The 20009-nt window shown below is 68.4% G+C and carries 15 protein-coding genes and 1 pseudogene; 14 read left to right on the forward strand and 2 right to left on the reverse strand.

Going from position 1 to position 20009, the window contains the following annotated elements; genetic code table 11:
• Positions 1 to 156: 156 nt before the first annotated feature.
• The 3 genes from ABAZ39_RS16050 to ABAZ39_RS16060 are packed head-to-tail and all read left to right on the forward strand — an operon-like array spanning position 157 to position 3696.
• Positions 157 to 1194, forward strand: a complete 1038-nt coding sequence (locus ABAZ39_RS16050) for an aliphatic amidase (protein ID WP_040133971.1) — start codon at positions 157 to 159, stop codon at positions 1192 to 1194.
• Positions 1195 to 1227: 33 nt separating this feature from the next.
• Positions 1228 to 2025 (forward strand): CbbQ/NirQ/NorQ/GpvN family protein, encoded by a 798-nt coding sequence (locus tag ABAZ39_RS16055; RefSeq protein ID WP_040133972.1) that lies wholly within the window; start codon positions 1228 to 1230, stop codon positions 2023 to 2025.
• Positions 2026 to 2031: 6 nt separating this feature from the next.
• Entirely contained in the window at positions 2032 to 3696 is a 1665-nt protein-coding gene (locus tag ABAZ39_RS16060; RefSeq protein WP_051658177.1) for a nitric oxide reductase activation protein NorD, read from the forward strand.
• A 6-nt stretch (positions 3697 to 3702) separates the two neighbouring features.
• Here ABAZ39_RS16060 and ABAZ39_RS16065 read toward each other — a convergent pair whose 3' ends face one another.
• Together ABAZ39_RS16065 and ABAZ39_RS16070 are read right to left on the reverse strand one after the other, a co-directional pair.
• A complete protein-coding gene (locus ABAZ39_RS16065) occupies positions 3703 to 4641 on the reverse strand; it encodes a response regulator transcription factor (RefSeq protein WP_040133973.1) in 939 nt (312 codons plus the stop codon).
• Positions 4610 to 8065: a hybrid sensor histidine kinase/response regulator gene (locus tag ABAZ39_RS16070; protein WP_081863224.1), complete on the reverse strand. Its 3456-nt coding sequence runs from the start codon at positions 8063 to 8065 to the stop codon at positions 4610 to 4612. Before ABAZ39_RS16070 ends, ABAZ39_RS16065 begins: the two co-directional genes overlap by 32 nt.
• A gap of 415 nt (positions 8066 to 8480) precedes the next feature.
• On the opposite strand from ABAZ39_RS16070, the gene urtA (ABAZ39_RS16075) reads away from it, so the two are divergent.
• The 11 genes and pseudogenes from urtA (ABAZ39_RS16075) (at position 8481) to ABAZ39_RS16120 (ending at position 19983) form a co-directional block, all read left to right on the forward strand.
• Entirely contained in the window at positions 8481 to 9755 is a 1275-nt protein-coding gene (urtA, locus tag ABAZ39_RS16075) for an urea ABC transporter substrate-binding protein (RefSeq protein WP_040133974.1), read from the forward strand.
• 170 nt (positions 9756 to 9925) lie between these two features.
• Complete coding sequence (gene urtB / locus ABAZ39_RS16080; RefSeq protein ID WP_040133975.1) at positions 9926 to 10852, forward strand: urea ABC transporter permease subunit UrtB; 927 nt, start codon at positions 9926 to 9928, stop codon at positions 10850 to 10852.
• 13 nt (positions 10853 to 10865) lie between these two features.
• Positions 10866 to 12020, forward strand: coding sequence for an urea ABC transporter permease subunit UrtC (gene urtC, locus ABAZ39_RS16085; protein ID WP_040133976.1), 1155 nt, complete (start codon positions 10866 to 10868; stop codon positions 12018 to 12020).
• 15 nt (positions 12021 to 12035) lie between these two features.
• Positions 12036 to 12782 carry an urea ABC transporter ATP-binding protein UrtD gene (gene urtD / locus ABAZ39_RS16090; RefSeq protein ID WP_040133977.1) on the forward strand — a complete coding sequence of 249 codons (747 nt, stop codon included), beginning with the start codon at positions 12036 to 12038 and terminating at the stop codon, positions 12780 to 12782.
• 33 nt (positions 12783 to 12815) lie between these two features.
• Positions 12816 to 13505, forward strand: a complete 690-nt coding sequence (gene urtE / locus ABAZ39_RS16095; protein ID WP_040133978.1) for an urea ABC transporter ATP-binding subunit UrtE — start codon at positions 12816 to 12818, stop codon at positions 13503 to 13505.
• A gap of 600 nt (positions 13506 to 14105) precedes the next feature.
• A pseudogene (locus ABAZ39_RS36955) lies at positions 14106 to 14648 on the forward strand (methyl-accepting chemotaxis protein); the annotation flags it as partial.
• Positions 14649 to 14810: 162 nt separating this feature from the next.
• Positions 14811 to 16016, forward strand: coding sequence for an urea ABC transporter substrate-binding protein (gene urtA, locus ABAZ39_RS36960; protein WP_247881724.1), 1206 nt, complete (start codon positions 14811 to 14813; stop codon positions 16014 to 16016).
• 55 nt (positions 16017 to 16071) lie between these two features.
• Positions 16072 to 17304, forward strand: a complete 1233-nt coding sequence (gene fmdA, locus ABAZ39_RS16105; RefSeq protein WP_040133979.1) for a formamidase — start codon at positions 16072 to 16074, stop codon at positions 17302 to 17304.
• Between the two features lie 21 nt (positions 17305 to 17325).
• Entirely contained in the window at positions 17326 to 17676 is a 351-nt protein-coding gene (locus tag ABAZ39_RS16110) for an FmdB family zinc ribbon protein (RefSeq protein WP_040133980.1), read from the forward strand.
• A 208-nt stretch (positions 17677 to 17884) separates the two neighbouring features.
• Positions 17885 to 18739, forward strand: a complete 855-nt coding sequence (locus ABAZ39_RS16115) for a GntR family transcriptional regulator (RefSeq protein WP_040133981.1) — start codon at positions 17885 to 17887, stop codon at positions 18737 to 18739.
• A 5-nt stretch (positions 18740 to 18744) separates the two neighbouring features.
• Entirely contained in the window at positions 18745 to 19983 is a 1239-nt protein-coding gene (locus tag ABAZ39_RS16120; RefSeq protein WP_051658178.1) for an ABC transporter substrate-binding protein, read from the forward strand.
• Positions 19984 to 20009: the final 26 nt, after the last annotated feature.

Raw genomic sequence — 20009 nt, forward strand, 5'->3', positions numbered from 1 at the left:
GACCGGCCATACGGGGAATCGCGTATTCCCGTCCACCAGCCACTCCCCGATGATCGGTCGGGACGAAGAAGCGTGCGAAAACAATGCGGAAACCGGATGTCGAACCCGCTTCCCGCGCGCGCCGCCCCGTGCCCCCGTCACGCAAGGGAGATCGAGATGATCCACGGCGATATCACCAGCAGCAACGACACCGTCGGCGTCGCCGTCGTCAATTACAAGATGCCGCGCCTTCACACCAAGGCGGAGGTGCTGGAGAACGCGCAGAAGATCGCCGACATGCTGATCGGCATGAAGACGGGCCTGCCCGGCCTCGACCTCGTGATCTTCCCCGAATATTCCACCCACGGAATCATGTATGATTCCAAGGAGATGTACGAGTCCGCCGCGACCATCCCCGGCGACGAGACGGCGATCTTTGCCGCCGCCTGCCGCAAGGCGAAGGTGTGGGGCGTCTTCTCCCTGACCGGGGAGCGGCACGAGGAGCACCCCCACAAGGCGCCTTACAACACGCTCATCCTGATGAACGATCAGGGCGAGATCGTGCAGAAATACCGCAAGATCATGCCCTGGGTGCCGATCGAGGGTTGGTACCCCGGCACCTGCACCTACGTGTCTGAGGGGCCGAAGGGGCTGAAGATCAGCCTGATCATCTGCGACGACGGCAATTATCCCGAAATCTGGCGCGACTGCGCCATGAAGGGGGCGGAGCTGATCGTCCGCTGCCAGGGCTACATGTACCCGGCCAAGGACCAGCAGGTGCTGATGGCCAAGGCGATGGCCTGGGCCAACAACACCTACGTCGCGGTGGCCAACGCCGCCGGCTTCGACGGCGTCTATTCCTACTTCGGCCATTCCGCCATCGTCGGCTTCGACGGCCGCACGCTCGGCGAATGCGGCGAGGAGGAGTACGGCATCCAGTACGCCCAGCTCTCCAAGTCGCTGATCCGCGACTTCCGCAAGCACGGGCAGTCGGAGAACCACCTCTTCAAGCTGGTCCACCGCGGCTACACCGGCATGATCAACAGCCACGACGGGGTGAAGGGGGAGGCGGCCTGCCCTTACGACTTCTACCGGCAATGGGTGAGCGATCCTGAGGGCACGCGGGCCATGGTGGAGTCCTTCACCCGCCCGACGGTCGGCACGCCCGAATGCCCGATCGACGGCATCCCGGCGGATGAGCCGGCGCACCGCTGATCCCCGGCAAGCGCATCGCGAAAGGCGGACGGCATGGCGCTCCAGACCTACCGGATCGCGCGGGAACCCTATTACTGCCCGGCCGGTGACGAAATCGCCCTGTTCGAGGCGGCCCACGCCGACCGCCTGCCGGTGATGCTGAAGGGGCCGACCGGCTGCGGCAAGACCCGCTTCGTCGAGCATATGGCGTGGCGGCTCGGCCGGCCGCTCGTCACCGTGGCCTGCAACGAGGACCTGACCGCCGCCGACCTCGTCGGCCGTTACCTGCTGGAGGCGGAGGGGACGGTGTGGCAGGACGGGCCGCTGACTTTGGCGGTGCGCCACGGCGCCATCTGCTACCTCGACGAGATCGTCGAGGCGCGCGCCGACACCACGGTCGTCATCCATCCGCTGACCGACGACCGGCGGGCGCTGCCGCTCGACAAGCGCAACGAGCTGCTGGCCGCCCACCCCGACTTCCAGCTCGTCGTCGCCTACAACCCAGGCTACCAGAGCGTGGCGAAGGATTTGAAGGAATCCACCAAGCAGCGCTTCGCCGCGCTGGAGTTCGGCTATCCAACGGCGCCCGTCGAGGCCGCGATCGTCGCTCACGAGGCCGGGATCGAACCGGCCCTGGCCCGGCGCGTGGTGGCGGTGGCGGAGCGCAGCCGCAACCTGCGTGGCCGCGGGCTGGAGGAGGGCGCCTCGACCCGCATGCTGATCCACGCCGGCCGGCTGATCGCCCGCGGCGTCGCGCCCGAGGCCGCCTGCCGGATGGCCATCGTCCTGCCGTTGACCGACGATCCCGACCTGCGCGACGCGCTGGCGGCGGCGGTCGGCGCCTGCTTCTGACCGGCGATGGACAGCGTTGGTGGAGACATCGCCCTGGCCGATGTCGAACGCCGGCTGAGGGCCTACGGGGCGGCGCTGTGGGGAAGCGATCCGCCCTTGCGGCCCTTGGTCCAGGACGGCGATCCGGCGGCGCTGCGCTCCTGCTTCGACGCCGACCTCGTCCGGCTGCCGGCGGTCTGGCCCTCCCTGGAGCTCTACCGGGCGGCGCTGGCGCATGTCGGGGCGCATCGGATGTTCTCGCGTTCCTGGCCGGCCAAGGGGCTGAAGCCCCTGCTGACCATCGTCGTCTCGCTGGTCGAGGACGCGCGGGTCGAGCATCTGGCCATGCGGCGCCTTCCCGGCCTGCGGCGGCTGTGGGCGCCGTTCCATCGCGTCGAACCCTCGCCGTCTTTGATGGCGGCGGACCTGCTGGAGCGGCTGGCGCGCGCCCTGTTCGATCCCGGCTTCCGGGACGGCAACGCCTGGGTCGACAAGGGGCAGCGCCTGTTCTTCGAGCGGCCGGATCGCTGGGACGAGCCAGAGTTCAGCCTGCGGCTCGGCGGTGATCTGGCCGGCGACCTGGGAAAGACGCGGGTCCAGATCAACGCCCGGGGTCACCGTGTCGACCCCGCCTACCGCGACGACAACAGCGGCCTCTGGCTGTACGACACCCCGCCGGAGCCGCCGCGCGGCGCCGACGACCCGTTGGAGGCGGTTCGGCCGGAGCCGGCGGAGGGGGAGGGGAACCGCCGAAACGGACCGCCGCAGGCCATACCGGCCCCGGCCCCGCTTGCCGTCGCCGAAACCACCGCGCTGCGGCCGGTGGCGCGCTACCCGGAATGGGACCACCGCATCGGCCTGCACCGGCCCGACTTCGTCCAGGTGATCGAGGGCGTCCCTGAGCATGGACCGCCGCTGGACGCGCCCGCCGATCCCCGCCTCGTCCATCGGGTCCGCGCGCTGGTCCGCCACGCGGTGGTGGCGCGGCCGGAGCGGGTGCGGCGGCAGCGGGAGGGTGACGCTCTCGACCTCGACGCCTGCATCGCCGCGAGCGCGGCCCGGCGGCATGGCCATGTTCCGGACATGCGGGTCTACCGGCGGGTGCGGCGGCAGGGCCGCGACCTGTCGGTCCTGCTGCTGCTCGACGCCTCGCACTCCACCAACGACCCGGCGGGGGACGGTACGGTGCTGGACCTCGAACGCCGGTCGGTCGATTTGCTGGCCGGTGCGCTGGCCGCGGCCGGCGACCGCTTCGCCCTGGCCGCCTTCCGCTCCGACGGGCGGGAGGCGGTGCACTGGCTGCCGGTCAAGCGCTTCGCCGACGCCTACGACGCGGCGGCGCGCGGGCGTCTGGCCGGGCTGGACGGGCGCTGGTCGACGCGCATGGGGGCGGCGATCCGCCACGCCGGCGCGACGCTCGCCGCCCAGCCGACGCTGCGCCGCCTGCTGCTGCTGGTCACCGACGGCGAGCCGTCCGACATCGACTGCCCCGATCCCCGCCATCTGGTGGAGGACGCCCGCAAGGCGGTGCTGGAACTGGCCGGGCGGGGCATTGACGTGGTCTGCGTGGCGCTGGGCGGCGATCCTCACACGCATCACCGCATCTTCGGCCGGCGCAACGTGCTGCCGGTCGACCGGGTGGAGCGGCTGCCCGAGATCCTGCCGGCCGTCTATGTCCGGCTGACCGGCTGAGGCTCCCTACCGGCCGTTCAGCGCCCGCACCGCCATCGCGGCGGCGGCGGCGCGGTTCTCGACGCCGAGCTTCGCATAGATCTGCTCCAGATGCTTGTCGACCGTGCGCGGGCTGAGGCCGAGGATTTCGGCGATGTCGCGGTTGGGCTTGCCGTTGGCGACCCACATCAGCACCTCCGCCTCGCGCGGGGTCAGGGACAGCTTGTCCTTGAGCTGCGTGTCCTCGCCGGCGCCCGACTCCTCGGCCAGTTGAAGAAGGATTTCGTCGGGACCGGTCTGGCCGACCGGGCTCAGGCGCAGGCGGCGACCGTCCGCGCCGGTGGCGATCACCACGCTGTCGGCCTTGCGCCCCGGCCCGCCGGCCTGACGGTCGGCCAGCCAGCGCCGCGCCTCCTCCGGCAAGGAGACGCCGCCCCCTCCGGCGGTTCCGAAGGCCGCCTCCAGCATGCGGGTGGTCTGCGGCGTGCACCACAGCACCTCGCCGCGGTGGTTGGCGGCCAGCAGGGTGCGGCCGGTGACGTCCAGCGCCGCCCGCGTGCTCTGGGCGACGCGGGCGTTGGCGAGGTGGGCGTACATGCGGGCGATCAGGGTCTCGGCGACGATGGGCTTGGTGACGTAATCGACCCCGCCGGCGGCGAAGCCCTTCAGGATGTGCTCCGTCTCGGTCAGCCCGGTCATGAAGATCACCGGGACATGGGCGACCTGGCTGCTGCGCTTCAACTGCCGGCAGGTCTCGAAACCGTCCAGCCCCGGCATGATGGCGTCCATCAGGATGACGTCGGGCGTCACCTGCTCCAGCAGGGCCAGCGCCTTGCGGCCGTCCAGCGCCACCAGCACGGTCACCCCGGCCTCCTCCAGCGCGTCGGTCAGGAAGCTGAGGGCTTCGGGTGAATCGTCGACGACCAGGACGACGTCACGCGGTTTGGTTACGGGCTTCATCGTCATGGCTGGACTCGTCATGGCAGGAATTGTCATGGCGGGGTTTGTCATGGCTGTCATCGCGGTACACCGCCTCCAGCGCGGCCATATACTGGTTGAGGTCGTAATTGCTGACGAGCGTGCGCATGCGGCCGACGAAGCGCTCCAGCTCCGGATGGGCGGCGGCGATCTCGGCGAGCTTGGCCTGCATGCCGCGGACATAGCCGATGCGGCCGAGATGGATCAGCTCCGCGATGTGGTGCTGCGGCGGCAGTTCCGCCGCGGCGAAGGCCGGCGGCCCGGCATCGGTGTCGGCCGGCGCCTCGTACTCCCATGCGATGCCGCGCAGGCGGCCGATGCAGGCCAGCAGCTTCGGGATGGACACCGGCTTGGCGGCGAAGCCGTCGTGGGGCTGATCGCCGTCGGCGCCGGAGCGGTCCTCCCGCGTGTCGGCGGACACCAGAATGATGGTGGTGTCGCTGTGGCCGGCGGCGCGCAGGCGCCGCGCCACCTCCAGCCCGTTCATGCCGGGCATGGAGATGTCGAGCAGCAGGATGTCCGGCCGGTGCAGCTCCGCCATGGCGAGGCAGGTCGGTCCGTCGGTCGCCTTGAACACGGTGAAGCCCAGCTCCGCCAGCAGGTCGGACAGCAGGCTGCGGTGGGCGAGGTCGTCGTCGGTGACCAGCACGGTCAGGCGCGGGCCGCGATAGCCGCGGATCGGATGGTCGGGCTGGCTGGCGGCGTTGGACAGCATCGCCGCCGACATCATCAGCCGCACCCGGAACAGGCTGCCCTTGCCGGGGGTGCTGCTCACGGTGATCTCGCCGCCCATCACCTCGGTCAGCAGCTTGGTGATGGTCAGGCCGAGCCCCATGCCCGGCACCATCGGGTTGGCGGCCGACCCGCGCTCGAACGGTTCGAAGATGCGCTCGCGGTCGGCCTCGGCGATGCCGGGGCCGGTGTCCTCCACCTCGAACTCGGCGATCTGGCTGCGGTGGCGCACGCGCAGGCAGACCGAGCCGGAATCGGTGAACTTGATGGCGTTGGACAGCAGGTTGATGAGGATCTGGCGGATGCGCCCCTCGTCGGTGAAGACGACGGGCGGCAGATCCTCCGGCGCGTCGAAGCGGAAGGCGATGCCCTTGGCCTCCGCCTGCAGATGGAACATGCCGACGAGCTGGTCGAGCAGGTCGCCGAAGCGCACCTCTCCGCGGTTCAGTTGCAGCCGGCCGCTTTCGATCTTCGACACGTCGAGCAGCCCGTCGAGCAGTCCGGCCAGATGCTCGGCGCTGCGCCGGATGACGCGGACGGCGTCGACCCGGTGCGGCGGCATGGCGGAGTCGCGCTCCAGGATCTGCGCATAGCCGAAGATGGCGCTCAGCGGCGTGCGGAACTCATGGCCGATGCCGACCAGATAGCGGCTCTTGGCGAGGTTGGCCGCCTCCGCCGCCTCCTTGGCCTTCTGGAGCTGGGCGTCGGTGCGCTCGTGGGCCTCGATCTCCTGGATCAGCAGGGCGGTCTGCTTCTGCGTTTCCTCCTGCGCCACCTTGCGGCTTTCCCGCGCCAGAACGAACAGCCAGGTGGCGACGCCGGCGACGATCATCAGGATGAAGTAGACCTTCCACAGCGTGCTGCCGATCAGCGCCTGCGCCTCGGCGTTGACCGAGGCGACCTCGACATAGACCAGCGCCAGCACCGCGCCGACCGCCAGCGCCAGCATCAGCAGGACGCCCAGATAATGGCCGAGCCGCGCCTTCAGCGCCGTCGCCGCCCGCGGCGGCAGCACGGCGTCCAGCGCGCGGCGCAACTGCACGCCCAGCCGGGCGTCGGTCTTGCAGCCGTCGCCGCAGCGGGCGTCCAGCGAGCAGCAGAGCGAGCAGATCGCCCCGGCATAGACCGGGCAGTGGGCCATGTCCTCCGGTTCGAAGGCGTGCTGGCAGATGCAGCAGCGGATCGCCTCCGCGCCGTTCCAGTCGTCGAAGGGGCGGCGCGCGATGTAGGTGCCGCCGCGCGTTGCCCAGGCGATGGCGGGGGCCGCGACGAAGGCGGTGGCGAAGGCGACGAAGGGCGCGCAGACCTTCAGCGTCGGCCCCAGCGCGTCGAGGAAGGCCAGCATCGACAGCACCGTCGCCAGCAGCATCGCGCCGACGCCCACCGGGTTGATGTCGTAGAGGTGGGCGCGCTTGAACTCGACGTGGCGCGGGCTGAGGCCCAGCGGCTTGTTGACCACCAGATCGGCGACCAGCGCGCCGATCCAGGAGGCGGCGACGCTGGAATAGAGGCCCAGCACCGGCTCCAGCGTCTTGTAGATGCCCAGCTCCATCAGCATCAGGCCGATGACGACGTTGAACACCACCCACACCACCCGGCCGGGATGGCTGTGGGTCAGGCGCGAGAAGAAGTTCGACCAGGCGATGGAGCCGGCGTAGGTGTTGGTGACGTTGATCTTGAGTTGCGACAGCACGACGAACAGGCCGGTCAGGCCGAGGGCCAACTGCGGCGACGGCGTCACATACTGGAAGGCGACGAGGTACATCTGCGTCGGCTCCGCCGCCATCTCCAACGGCACGGCGTTCTGCAGCGCCAGCACCACCAGGAAGGAGCCGAGCAGCAGCTTGATCGTGCCGATGACGATCCAGCCCGGCCCGGCGGCGACCAGCGCCGCCCACCAGCGCAGCCGCTTGGTGCCGGTGGCGGCGGGGTCGTAGGGCAGGAAGCGGATGAAATCGACCTGCTCGCCGATCTGCGCCAGCAACGAGAACACCACCGACGCCGCAGCACCAAACAGCATCAGGTCGAAGGCGCCGCCGGCGTCGGCCGCTTGGCCGTTGAAGCTGGTCCAGGCGCTGAAGGCCTCGCGGTCCTGGACGGCGATGAACAGGAAGGGCAGGGCGTGCAGCGCCAGCCACAGCGGCTGGGTCCACAGCTGGAGGCGGCTGATGACGGTGAAGCCATAGGCGACCAGCGGGATGACCAGAAGCGAGCTGACGACGTAGCCGGCGGCCAGCGGCAGGCCGAAGACCATCTCCAGCGCCGTCGCCATGATTGCCGCCTCGATGGCGAAGAAGATAAAGGTGAAGGAGGCGTAGATCAGCGACGTGATGGTCGAGCCGATGTAGCCGAAGCCGGCGCCGCGCGTCAGCAGGTCCATGTCCACGCCGTAGCGGCTGGCGTAGTAGCTGATCGGCAGGGCGCTGGCGAAGATCAGGACGGCGGCGGCCAGGATGGCGAGGGCCGCGTTGGTGAAGCCGTAGCTCAGCGTGATCGCTCCGCCGATGGCCTCCAGAGCCAGGAAGGAGATCGAGCCGAGGGCCGTGTTGGCGACCCGCAACGGCGACCACCGCCGCGCCTTCCGCGCGGTGAAGCGCAGCGCGTAATCCTCCAGCGTCTGGTTGGCGACCCACCGGTTGTAGGTCCGCCGGATCGCGACCACCCTCTGGCGCCCCGCCATCGGCCCCATTCACCCTCCTGAGGATATGTTCGTATTACTGATTATTTATCGGCTCTGTTTCTGGGCATTTTCGACAATAAAGCCTGCATCCCCGTCAGTCTGTCAGGAACAGATCGGCCAGACAACAGAGTTGAATCACGTCGTTTCTTGCGAGTAGAGGCAACTGTTCCACTCGCTTTCGGGTGGTTGCGGGTGCTCGGGCGCTTTCAGTCTCCCGCGATTTTATAACGATTTGCCGACCGACGCCCCTATACGCAAATCCACGTATTGCTGCGATGCACTGTTCGGCCAACCATCGGGCTGTCCTAACGCGGAACGTTCCGCCCACCCCCCAAAAAAACTCCGCCTGTTCGACGGCCGCACCCGGTTGCGCGCCGTCGTTGCAAGGCGACAACGGCGAACATCAGGAGGTTTCATGTCCTCGGATAAGATCGATGCGGGCAAGCCCGTTGGCGGGCTGCCGTCGCCGCTCCGCCGCAAGCTCCTCCTCGGCATGGCGGCGCTGCCGGCGGTCGGGCTGCTGCCGCGCGGCGCGCTGGCCCAGGCCCTGCCGACCGACGCCGTCAACACGACGAAGCTGGCGGTCACCGACAGCACGGTGAAGGTCGGCATCCTGCATTCCACCACCGGCACCATGGCGATCTCGGAGACCGGTTCGGTGCAGGCCGAAAAACTGGCCATCGCCCAGATCAACGAGATGGGCGGCGTGCTGGGCCGCAAGATCGAGGTGATCCAGGAGGACGGCGCCAGCGACTGGCCGACCTTCGCCGAGAAGGCGCGCAAGCTGCTGGTCGAGGACAAGGTGGCGGCGGTGTTCGGCTGCTGGACCTCGGCCTCGCGCAAGGCGGTGCTGCCGGTGTTCGAGCAGTACAACGGCATGCTCTACTACCCGACCTTCTACGAAGGGCTGGAGCAGTCGAAGAACGTCATCTACACCGGGCAGGAGGCGACGCAGCAGATCCTCGCCGGGCTGGACTGGGTGACCAAGGAGAAGGGCGCCAAGAGCTTCTTCCTGATCGGCTCCGACTACATCTGGCCGCGCACCTCCAACAAGATCGCCCGCAAGCACATCGAGATGAAGGGCCAGAAGGTGGTGGGCGAGGAGTATTTCCCGCTCGGCCACACCCAGTTCAACTCGGTCATCAACAAGATCAAGCTGACCAAGCCGGACGTCATCTACGCCTCGGTGGTCGGCGGCTCGAACGTCGCCTTCTACAAGCAGATGAAGGCGGCGGGCATCGACCTGAACAAGCAGGTGCTGATGACCATCTCTGTGACCGAGGACGAGATGCTCGGCATCGGCGGCGAGAACATCGCCGGCGCCTACGCCTGCATGAAGTACTTCCAGTCGCTGCAAAATCCAAACAACGAGAAGTTCGTCGCCGCCTTCAAGAAGATGTGGGGCGCCAACAGCGTCATCGGCGACGTGACCCAGGCCGGCTACCTCGGCCCCTGGCTGTGGAAGCTGACGGTGGAGAAGGCCCAGAGCTTCGACATCGACAAGATCGCCGTCGCGTCGGAGGGCATCGAGTTCAGCGGCGCGCCGGAAGGCTATGTCCGCGTCCACGGGAACCATCACCTGTGGAGCAAGACCCGCGTCGGCCGCGCCCGTCCGGACGGCCAGTTCGACGTCGTCTACGAGACGGCGGACCTCATCGAGCCGAACCCGTTCCCGAAGGGCTACCAGTAAGGGGCGGGGCGTCGGCTTCGGTTGCCCCCTCCCTAACCCTCCCCCGCTGCCGCGGGAGAGGGGACGGCTGCCACTTCGCAGTTGGCCCCCTCTCCCTCGAAGAGGGGGAGGGTCGGGGAGGGGGCAACCGCCTCCGCACTCCGCCGCATCACCGCACGGGAGTTCCCATCATGTTCGAGGGCTACAGCCTGGCCGAGCTCGGGTCGATCTTTGCCATGCAGGGATTCGCGGGGCTCATTCTCTTTTCCGTTTTCGTGCTGATGGCGCTGGGCCTCGCCATCATCTTCGGGCAGATGGGCGTCATCAACATGGCGCACGGGGAGTTCATGATCCTCGGCGCCTACATGACCTATCTCTGCTCCAACTTCATCTCCAGCACCGTGCCGGCGCTGTTCCCGGCCTATTTCTTCATCGCCATGATCCTGGCCTTCTTCGCCAGCGGGGCGCTGGGGATGCTGGTGGAGTGGGGGATGATCCGCTTCCTCTACCGCCGACCGCTCGACACGCTGCTGGCGACCTGGGGGCTGAGCCTGATCCTTCAGCAGGTCTTCCGCTCGGTCTTCGGCGCGCGCGAGGTCGGCGTGGTCCTGCCGGACTGGCTGATGGGCTCGGTCGCCGTCACCGACACCATCGAGGTGCCGATCAACGGCCTGTTCGTCATGGCCCTGACCATGGCCATCACCGTCGTCATCTACGCGGTGATGTTCCGCTCGCGCTGGGGCCAGGGCGTGCGGGCGGTGATGCAGAACCGGGTGATGGCCGGCGCCGTCGGCATCAACACCGAGAAGGTCGACCGCTACACCTTCGGGCTCGGCTGCGGCATCGCCGGGGTGGCGGGCAGCGCCTTCACCATGGTCGGCTCGACCGGCCCGACCTCGGGCCAGCTCTACATCGTCGACACCTTCCTGGTGGTGGTGTTCGGCGGCGCCCAGAGCCTGATCGGCACCATCGCGTCGGCCTTCACCATCAGCCAGGCCCAGTCGACGATGGAGTTCTTCCTCAGCGGCTCGACCGCCAAGGTGCTGACGCTGCTGACCGTCGTCGTGATCCTGATGCTGCGCCCGCAGGGCCTGTTCGTCCTCAAAGTCCGCCGCTGAGGAGTCCTTCACCATGACGCGCAACCCTCAAAACGGCCTTCTCGGGCGCATCGACGGCGACGTCGCCGGCATCCTGCTGCTGGCCGCCCTGCTGGTGATCGTCCTGCCGCTGGGGCTCGACATCTTCCGGCTGAACATGGTCGGCAAGTACCTGACCTACGCCTTTGTGGCGCTTGGCCTCGTGCTGTGCTGGGGCAGCGCCGGCATCCTGTCGCTGGGGCAGGGCATCTTCTTCGGCATCGGCGGCTACTGCATGGCGATGTTCCTGAAGCTGGAGGCCTCCAGCCCCGAGGCGACGAAGATCCAGTCCACTCCCGGCATCCCCGATTTCATGGACTGGAACCAGCTGACGGCGCTGCCCTGGTTCTGGGAGCCGTTCCACAGCCTGACCTTCTCCATCGTCGCGGTGGTGGCGGTTCCGGCGTTGCTCGCCTTCATCGTCGGGCTGGCGATGTTCAAGCGGCGGGTCGGCGGCGTCTATTTCGCCATCATCACCCAGGCCTTTGCCGCCATCCTGACCATCCTGATCGTCGGCCAGCAGGGCTACACCGGCGGCATCAACGGCATCACCGACCTGCGCACGCTGAAGGGCTGGGACATCCGCACCGACGAGGCGAAGCTGGTTCTCTACTTCGTCAACGCGGCGCTGCTGATCGGCTGCATCCTGCTCTGCCTCTACGTCCGCCGCTCCAAGCTCGGGCGCATCCTGGTGGCGCTGCGCGACAAGGAGGACCGGGTCCGCTTCTCCGGCTACGACGTCGCCAACTTCAAGATCTTCGTCTTCTGCTTCGCCGCGGCGCTGTCGGCGGTGGGCGGCGCGATGTTCACGCTGCAGGTCGGCTTCATGTCGCCGTCCTTCGTCGGCATCGTGCCGTCGATCGAGATGGTCATCTACTGCGCGGTCGGCGGCCGGCTGTCGCTGCTGGGCGCGGTCTACGGCACGCTGCTGGTCAACTGGGCCAAGACGATGCTGTCGGAGAGCTTCCCGGAGCTGTGGCTGTTCGCCATGGGCGCCCTGTTCATCGGCGTCGTGATGGTGTTCCCCAACGGGCTGGCCGGTCTCTACCAGCAGTACATCGCCCCGCGGCTGCGCCGCCCGACCGTTGGCCGCGCCAAGATCCCAGCCGCCGCGGCGCCGATCATCCCGCCCCACACCGCCGCCGACTGAGGAGGGACGGAGACCATGGCCAACAACACCGATTACCTGCTGGCGGTCGAAGGGCTGACCGTGTCCTTCGATGGGTTCAAGGCGGTCAACGACCTGTCCTTCTACGTCGACAGCAACGAGATCCACGTCATCATCGGCCCCAACGGCGCGGGCAAGACCACGGTGCTCGACCTCATCTGCGGGCGGACCAAGGCGTCCGGCGGCTCCATCAAGTTCCGCAATAAGGAGCTGACGGCGATGAAGGAGCACCAGATCGTCAAGGCCGGCGTCGGGCGCAAGTTCCAGAACCCGTCGATCTACGACGACCTGACGGTGTTCGAGAATCTGGAAATCTCCTACCCCCGCGGGCGCAGCGTGTTCGGCGCGCTCGCCTTCAAACGGGACGCCGCGGTGCGCGAGCGGGTGGCCGAGATCGCCGAGATGATCTTCCTCTCCGACCATCTCGACCAGCGCGCCGAGTATCTCAGCCACGGCCAGAAGCAATGGCTGGAGATCGGCATGCTGCTGATCCAGGACCCCGAGCTGCTGATGCTCGACGAGCCGGTCGCCGGCATGAGCGTGAACGAGCGCAAGAAGACCGCCGAGCTGCTGAACCGCATCATCCAGAACCGCTCGGTGCTGGTGATCGAGCACGACATGAAGTTCGTCGAGGACATCGCCCACCGCGTCACCGTCCTGCACCAGGGCAAGATCCTGTCGGAGGGCAGCATGGAGCGGGTGAAGAACGATCCCAAGGTCGTCGAAGTCTATCTGGGCCATTGAGTCTATCCAGGCCATTCAGCGGGGGATCAAGAGATGCTGTCCGTCAATCAACTCCGCGTGTCCTACGGCGAGAGCGAGGTCCTGCACGGTCTGGACTTCACCGTGGCGCCCAACGAGATCGTCGCCATCATGGGCCGCAACGGCATGGGCAAGACGACGCTGATGAAGTCGCTGATGGGGATCGTGCCGACGCGCTCCGGCGCCATCCGCATCGGCGGCGACGAGATCACCGGGCTGAAGAGCTACGAGCGGGTGGCGAAGGGCGTGGCCTATGTCCCGCAGGGCCGCATGATCTTCCCGACCATGACGGTTCAGGAGAACATCGAGACGGGGCTCAGCGTCCATGGCGGGCGCAGCGTGCCGGGCGACCTCTACGAGCTGTTCCCGGTGCTGTTGGAGATGAAGGGCCGGCGCGGCGGCAACCTGTCGGGCGGGCAGCAGCAGCAGTTGGCCATCGCCCGCGCGCTCGCCACCAAGCCGAAGGTGCTGCTGCTGGACGAGCCGACGGAGGGCATCCAGCCGTCGATCATCCGCGAGATGGCCCGCACCCTGCGCCGCATCCGCGACGAGAAGGGCCTCAGCATCATCGTGTCGGAGCAGGTGCTGAGCTTCGCGCTCGACATCGCCGACCGCGTGCTGGTGATCGAGAACGGCGAGATCGTCCATGAGGACAGCCGCGATCAGGTCGACGAGGCGAAGGTCGCGCGGCTGCTGTCGGTTTAGGGCGCGGCCGGGGATTGCCCCCTCCCTAACCCTCCCCCGCTTCGCAGGGGAGGGGACTTGGTTCTCCCTCCCCTTGCGTGAGCGGGGGAGGGTCGGGGTGGGGGCACCCACTGCCCGCACCCTACCTCCCACCACAGAAGGATGCGCCATGACATCCGCCAAGTCCGCGTCCACTGCCTGCGCCGTGGTCGCCCTGTTGACCGCCGTGGCGACGCCGCTGGCTGGGTCGCCCGCCGTGCCAACCGCCGGCCTCGTCTTCTCCGGCTCGGCGAGCGGGCCGCCGCGCTGGCCGGTGATGCGGCGGGCGCGGGAAACGACCCGCAACGCGACCTCGCCGCCGCCCTCGACCGCATCGCCGCCGCCGCCGAGGCCCGCGCCGCCCACGAGGCGCAGCGCGAGGCCGAGCGCAAGGCGACGGAGGAGCGCGCGGCCCGGCTGGAGGCGCTGACCCGCGACTTCGAAGGCAAGGTCGGCCGGCTGGTGCAAACCGTCTCCTCGGCGGCCGGCGAGATGACCGACACCGCCACCGCGATGAGCGGCACCGCCGAGCGCAGCAACCGGCTGTCCGCGGCGATGTCGGAGTCCTCGGCCCAGGCGTCGATGAACGTGCAGACCGTGGCGACGGCGACCGAGGAGCTGTCGGCCTCGATCCAGGAGATCGGCCGGCAGGTCGCCTCGTCGGCGGCCATCGCCGGCAAGGCGGTGGCCGACACCCGCCGCACCGACGCCGTGGTGCAGAGCCTCGCCGACAGCGCCGCGCGCATCGGGCAGGTGATCGGGCTGATCCAGGGCATCGCCGGGCAGACCAACCTGCTGGCGCTGAACGCGACCATCGAGGCGGCGCGGGCGGGGGAGGCCGGCAAAGGCTTTGCCGTCGTCGCCAGCGAGGTCAAGACGCTGGCCAACCAGACGGCCAAGGCGACCGAGGACATCGCCACCCAGGTCGGCGCCATCCAGTCGGCGACGGCGGAGGCGGTGGAGGCCATCCGCGCCATTGCCGGCACCATCGCCGAGATCAACGAGATCGCCTCGGCCATCGCCGCCGCCGTCGAGCAGCAGGGGGCGGCCACCCGCGAGATCGCCCGCAACGTGCAAGAGGCGGCACGCGGCACCGAGAGCGTGGCCTCCAACATCGTCGGCGTATCGGACGCCGCGTCCGACACTGGCATGGCGGCCGGGCAGGTGCTCGGCGCCGCCTCGCAGGTCGCCGGCCACGCCGACGAGCTGAGCCGCGAGGTCAACAACTTCCTGGCGGAGGTCAGCCTGCAATCGGCGCTGCGCCGCCGCGCCTCGGTCGCTGGGCGCATGATGGCGGCGGGCACGGCGCGGCGCGTCCAGGGCTTGGCGCCGGGCGCCCCGGCGACCGCGGCGGTGAACAAGAGCGGCATCGCCGTCACCGACGAGGCGGTGAAGGTCGGCATCCTCCATTCCGCCACCGGCACCATGGCGCTGAGCGAGGGCGGGTCGATCCAGGCGGAGATGCTGGCGATCCAGCAGATCAACGAGGCCGGCGGCGTGCTGGGCCGCCGCATCGAGATCGTGCAGGAGGACGGCTCCAGCGACTGGCCGACCTTCGCCAACCGCGCCGACAAGCTGCTGGGGCAGGACAAGGTGGCGGCGATCTTCGGCTGCTGGACCTCGGCCTCGCGCAAGGAGGTGCTGCCGGTCCTGGAGAAGCGCGGCGGCCTGCTCTACTACCCGACCTTCTACGAGGGGCTGGAGCAGTCCCGCCACGTCATCTACACCGGGCAGGAGGCGACCCAGCAGATCCTCGCCGGGCTGGACTGGGTGATGCGCGAGAAGGGGGCGAAGAGCTTCTTCCTTGTCGGGTCGGACTACATCTGGCCGCGCGCGTCGAACGCCATCGCGCGGCGCCACATCGAGGCCAAGGGCTGCCGCGTCGTCGGCGAGGACTACGCCGAACTCGGCGACACCCGTTTCGAGAGCATCGTCGCGCGGATCAGGGCGGCCAAGCCCGACGTCGTCTACGCCATCGTCGTCGGCGGCTCGAACGTCGCCTTCTACAAGCAGCTCAAGGCCGCCGGGATCGAGCTGGACCGCCAGATCCTGATGACCAACAGCGTCACCGAGGACGAGATGATGGGCATCGGCGGCGACCACATCGCCGGCGCCTTCACCTGCGCCAAGTATTTCCAGAGCCTGGAACTGCCGGCCAACCGCGCCTTCGTCGCCGCCTTCAAGGCGATGTGGGGGGCGGACAGCGTCATCGGCGACGTCACCCACAACGCCTATCTCGGCCCCTGGCTGTGGAAGCTGGCGGTCGAGAAGGCCGGCAGCTTCGACGTGGCGCGCGTCATCGCCGCCTCGCCCGGCATCGAGTTCGCCGGGGCGCCGGCCGGGCCGCTGCGCATCCACGAGAACCATCACCTGTGGACCCGGACCCGCATCGGCCGCGCCCGGCGCGACGGCCAGTTCGACGTGGTCTTCGAGACCCGGGACCTGATCGAGCCCAACCCCTTCCCGGACGGCTTCCGGGAACTGGCGGCCTGAGGCCCCCTCCACTCCTTCGCCACCCCATCAGTCCACCAATAAGGAAGAGCAAACCATGGCTGACACCCTGATCAAGGCCGACCTGTCGCAGTCTCCCTACGAGAACGACATGATCCACAACCGCTGGCATCCGGACATCCCGATGGCGGTGACGGTGAAGCCGGGCGACGACTTCATCCTGGAATGCTACGACTGGACCGGCGGCCAGATCAAAAACGACGACGATGCCGCCGACGTGCGCGACGTCGACCTCAGCCAGGTGCATTTCCTGTCCGGCCCGGTCGGGGTCGAGGGGGCGGAGCCGGGCGACCTGCTGGTCGTCGACCTGCTGGACATCGGCGCCTTCCCGCAGCAGCAGTGGGGCTTCAACGGCTTCTTCTCCAAGCAGAACGGCGGCGGCTTCCTGACCGAGCATTTCCCGCTGGCCCAGAAGTCGATCTGGGACTTCGAGGGCATGTTCACCAAGTCGCGCCACATCCCCGGCGTGCGCTTCGCCGGGCTGATCCATCCCGGCCTGATCGGCTGCCTGCCGTCGCACGACCTGCTGGCCAAGTGGAACAAGCGCGAGCAGGCGCTGATCGACACCAACCCGACCCGCGTCCCCGGCCTCGCCAACCCGCCCCACGCGCCGACCGCGCACATGGGCCGGCTGAAGGGCGAGGCCCGCGACAAGGCGGCGGCGGAGGGCGCCCGCACCGTGCCGCCGCGCGAGCATGGCGGGAACTGCGACATCAAGGACCTGTCGCGCGGCTCGCGCATCTACTTCCCGGTCTATGTGAAGGGCGCCGGCCTGTCGATGGGCGACCTGCATTTCAGCCAGGGCGACGGCGAGATCACCTTCTGCGGCGCCATCGAGATGGCCGGCTGGGCGCATCTCAAGGTCAACCTGATCAAGGACGGCATGGCGAAGTACGGGATCAAGAACCCGATCTTCAAGCCGAGCCCGATCGTCCCGACCTACAACGACTACCTGATCTTCGAGGGCATCTCGGTCGACGAGGCGGGCGAGCAGCACTACCTGGACGTCCATGTCGCCTACCGGCAGGCGTGCCTCAACGCCATCGAGTATCTGAAGAAGTTCGGCTACTCCGGCGCCCAGGCCTACTCGATCCTCGGCACCGCACCGGTGCAGGGCCACATCAGCGGCGTGGTCGACGTGCCGAACGCCTGCGCCACCCTGTTCCTGCCGACGCAGATCTTCGACTTCGACATCACCCCGAACGCCGACGGGCCGACGAAGTTCATCAAGGGCGACGTCGACATGCCGATCGCTCAAGACCGCGTGTAACGGGAGAGGGGAGGCCGCGCCATGCCGATGTACGATTACGAGTGCCCGAGCTGCGGTGATTTCACGGGAATGCGGCCGATGGCGGAAAGCGGCCTGCCGCAGCCCTGTCCCGATTGCGGAACACCGTCGCAACGGGTGATCCGCATGGCGCCGGCCTTCTCCGGGCTGTCGGCCACCGTCCGGACGGCGCACGCCACCAACGAGCGCAGCGCCGACCGGCCCAAGCTGCTGTCGGAGGTCGGGCCGACGCACAAGCACGGGCCGGGCTGCGGTTGCGGCGGTGGCGGCGGCAAGAAGGGACGCTCAGTGCTCCGCACCCCCGACGGGGCGAAGGGCTTCCCGACGGCAAGACCGTGGATGATCAGTCACTGACGCGTTGAAAACGATCGACACCGAACGGCCCGCCTCCCCCCGAGGCGGGCCGTTTGCTTTTCGTCCCTGCGAAATCCGACAAGGGTCCCGGCGCCGATCGTCCGCTTCCCCAACATCGCTGTTGACCTAAGCTGTATTATCAATCATACAGGTTCCTGTCTTATGGAGAGACAGACGCCGGTTTCCAGTGAGAGGGAGGCGGGGCACAGTGAAGTCGTCGGTCGAACCGCTGAAGGCGCGCAGGATCTATCTGCTGCTGCGCGACCGCATCGTCGCCGGCGACCTGCCGCCGGGCGGGCGCCTGCCGGGCGAACCGGCGTTGGCCGCCGAGCACGCGGTGTCGCGGGTGACCGTGCGCCGGGCGCTCGACCTGCTGGAGAAGGAAGGGCTGGTGCAGCGCAAGCCCGGCTCCGGAACCTTCGTCCATGACAGCCGCGCGGTCCGCCCCATCGTCGCCGACCTGTCCAACGTGCTGTCGCATCTGATCGACATGGGGCGCAGCACCGACGTGAAGCTGCTCTCCTTCGGTTACGTCGCGCCGCCGGAGGCCATCGCCGAAAGCCTGGGCCTGAAGCCGGGCGAGCGGGTCCAGCGGTCGGTGCGCGTGCGCCTGATCGACGGAGAGCCCTTCTCCTACCTGACCACCCATGTGCCGGAATGGCTCGGCCTGACCTATTCGGAGGCGGAGCTGGCGGCGCGTCCGCTGCTGGAGCTGATCGAGCGGTCGGGCGTGAAGACCGAGCGGGCGACCCAGGCGATCAACGCCACGCTCGCCGGGCCGGAGCCGGCGGCGGCGCTCGATCTGGAGATCGGCTCGCCGCTGCTGACGCTGACCCGCATCGTGCACGACCCGTCCGGCCGCGGGGTGGAGCATCTGCACGCGCTGTACCGGCCCGACCGCTACAGCTTCCACATGGATCTGGTGCGCATCGGCGACGACGGGGAGCGGCGTTGGAGCCCAGCCCTGGGCCGGCCGCGCGGATCCGACACGGCCAAGACCGACAAGAACAAAGCGGGCGAAAAGCCCACCCGCGGCTCGCGGGCCATCAAGCAGAGGAGTTGAGCGTTATGGGACGTTCGGTTCAGGACTCCGCACTCTCCGGCATTTCCCGCCGCACGGTGCTCAAGGCGGGCGCCGCGGCGGCCGCCTTCGCGACGGTGGGCGCCCCGTCGATTCTGCGGGCGCAGACCCCGGCCGTGAAGATCGGCATCCTCCAGCCGGTGACCGGCGCGCTCGCCCATGACGGCGACCTCGGCCGGCTCGGCGCCGAGATGGCGATCAACGAGATCAACGCGGCGGGCGGCATCAAAGCGTTGGGCGGGGCCAAGATCGAGATGGTCTTCGGCGACGCCCGCTCCACGCCGGAGGCCGGCACCCAGGAGGTCGAACGCATGCAGGCCGAGGGCGTGTGTGCCATCGTCGGCGGCTTCGCCAGCCCGATCTGCCTCGCCGCCTCGCAGGCGGCGGCGCGCTACGATCTGCCCTATCTCGTCGATGTCGGCGTGTCGGACCAGATCATGGCGCGCGGCCTGACCAACACCTTCCGCTTCAGCCCCGGTTTCGGCAAGGTCACGCAGGTCGCGCTCGACAACCTGACCAAGATCAACGAGTTGGCCGGCAAGCCGGCGAAGACCGTCGTGCTGGTGCATGAGGACGGCCTGTTCGGCTCCGGTCTCGCCAAGCTGCTGCAGGCCGAGTTGCCCAAGCGCGGTTTCGAAATCCTGGAGACCATCGCCCACCCGACCCCGGCGCGAGACATGTCCAACGTGGCGCTGCGCATCCGCTCGCTGAACCCGGACCTCGTCATCCCGTCCAACTATTACGGAGAGTTCGTCCTGCTCGCCCGCACCATGCAGCAGCAGCGCATCAAGCCGAAGGGCGTCTATGCGGTTCTCGGCGGGGCGGCGTCGAATGGGCGCTTCGTCAAGGAATTCCCGCAGGCCGCCCAGAACGTCATCGACTGCAATCACTGGCATGATCCGAAGAATCCGCAGGCCCTGGCGCTGCGCAAGGCGGTGGAGGCGCAGGGCAAGTCCTTCGCCTACAACGTCCCGCTGAACTATTCGAACGTTCTGCTGTTGGCCGACGCCATCGAGCGCGCCGGCTCCGCCGACCGCAAGACGATCATCGAGGCGCTGAACAGTTCGACCTTCGCCGGCCACATCATGCCCTACGGCGCGACGAAGTTCGTGAATGGCCAGAACGAGGGCGCCACCCCGATCAACACGCAGATCCAAGGCGAGGACATCAAGGTAATCTTCCCCGAAACCTTTGCGGAATCGAAGGCCAACTACCCGGCGGCGTAATCCGTCCCGTCGCCTTCGCACCTCCC

This window comes from Azospirillum argentinense (assembly GCF_000632475.1).
GTDB lineage: Bacteria > Pseudomonadota > Alphaproteobacteria > Azospirillales > Azospirillaceae > Azospirillum > Azospirillum baldaniorum.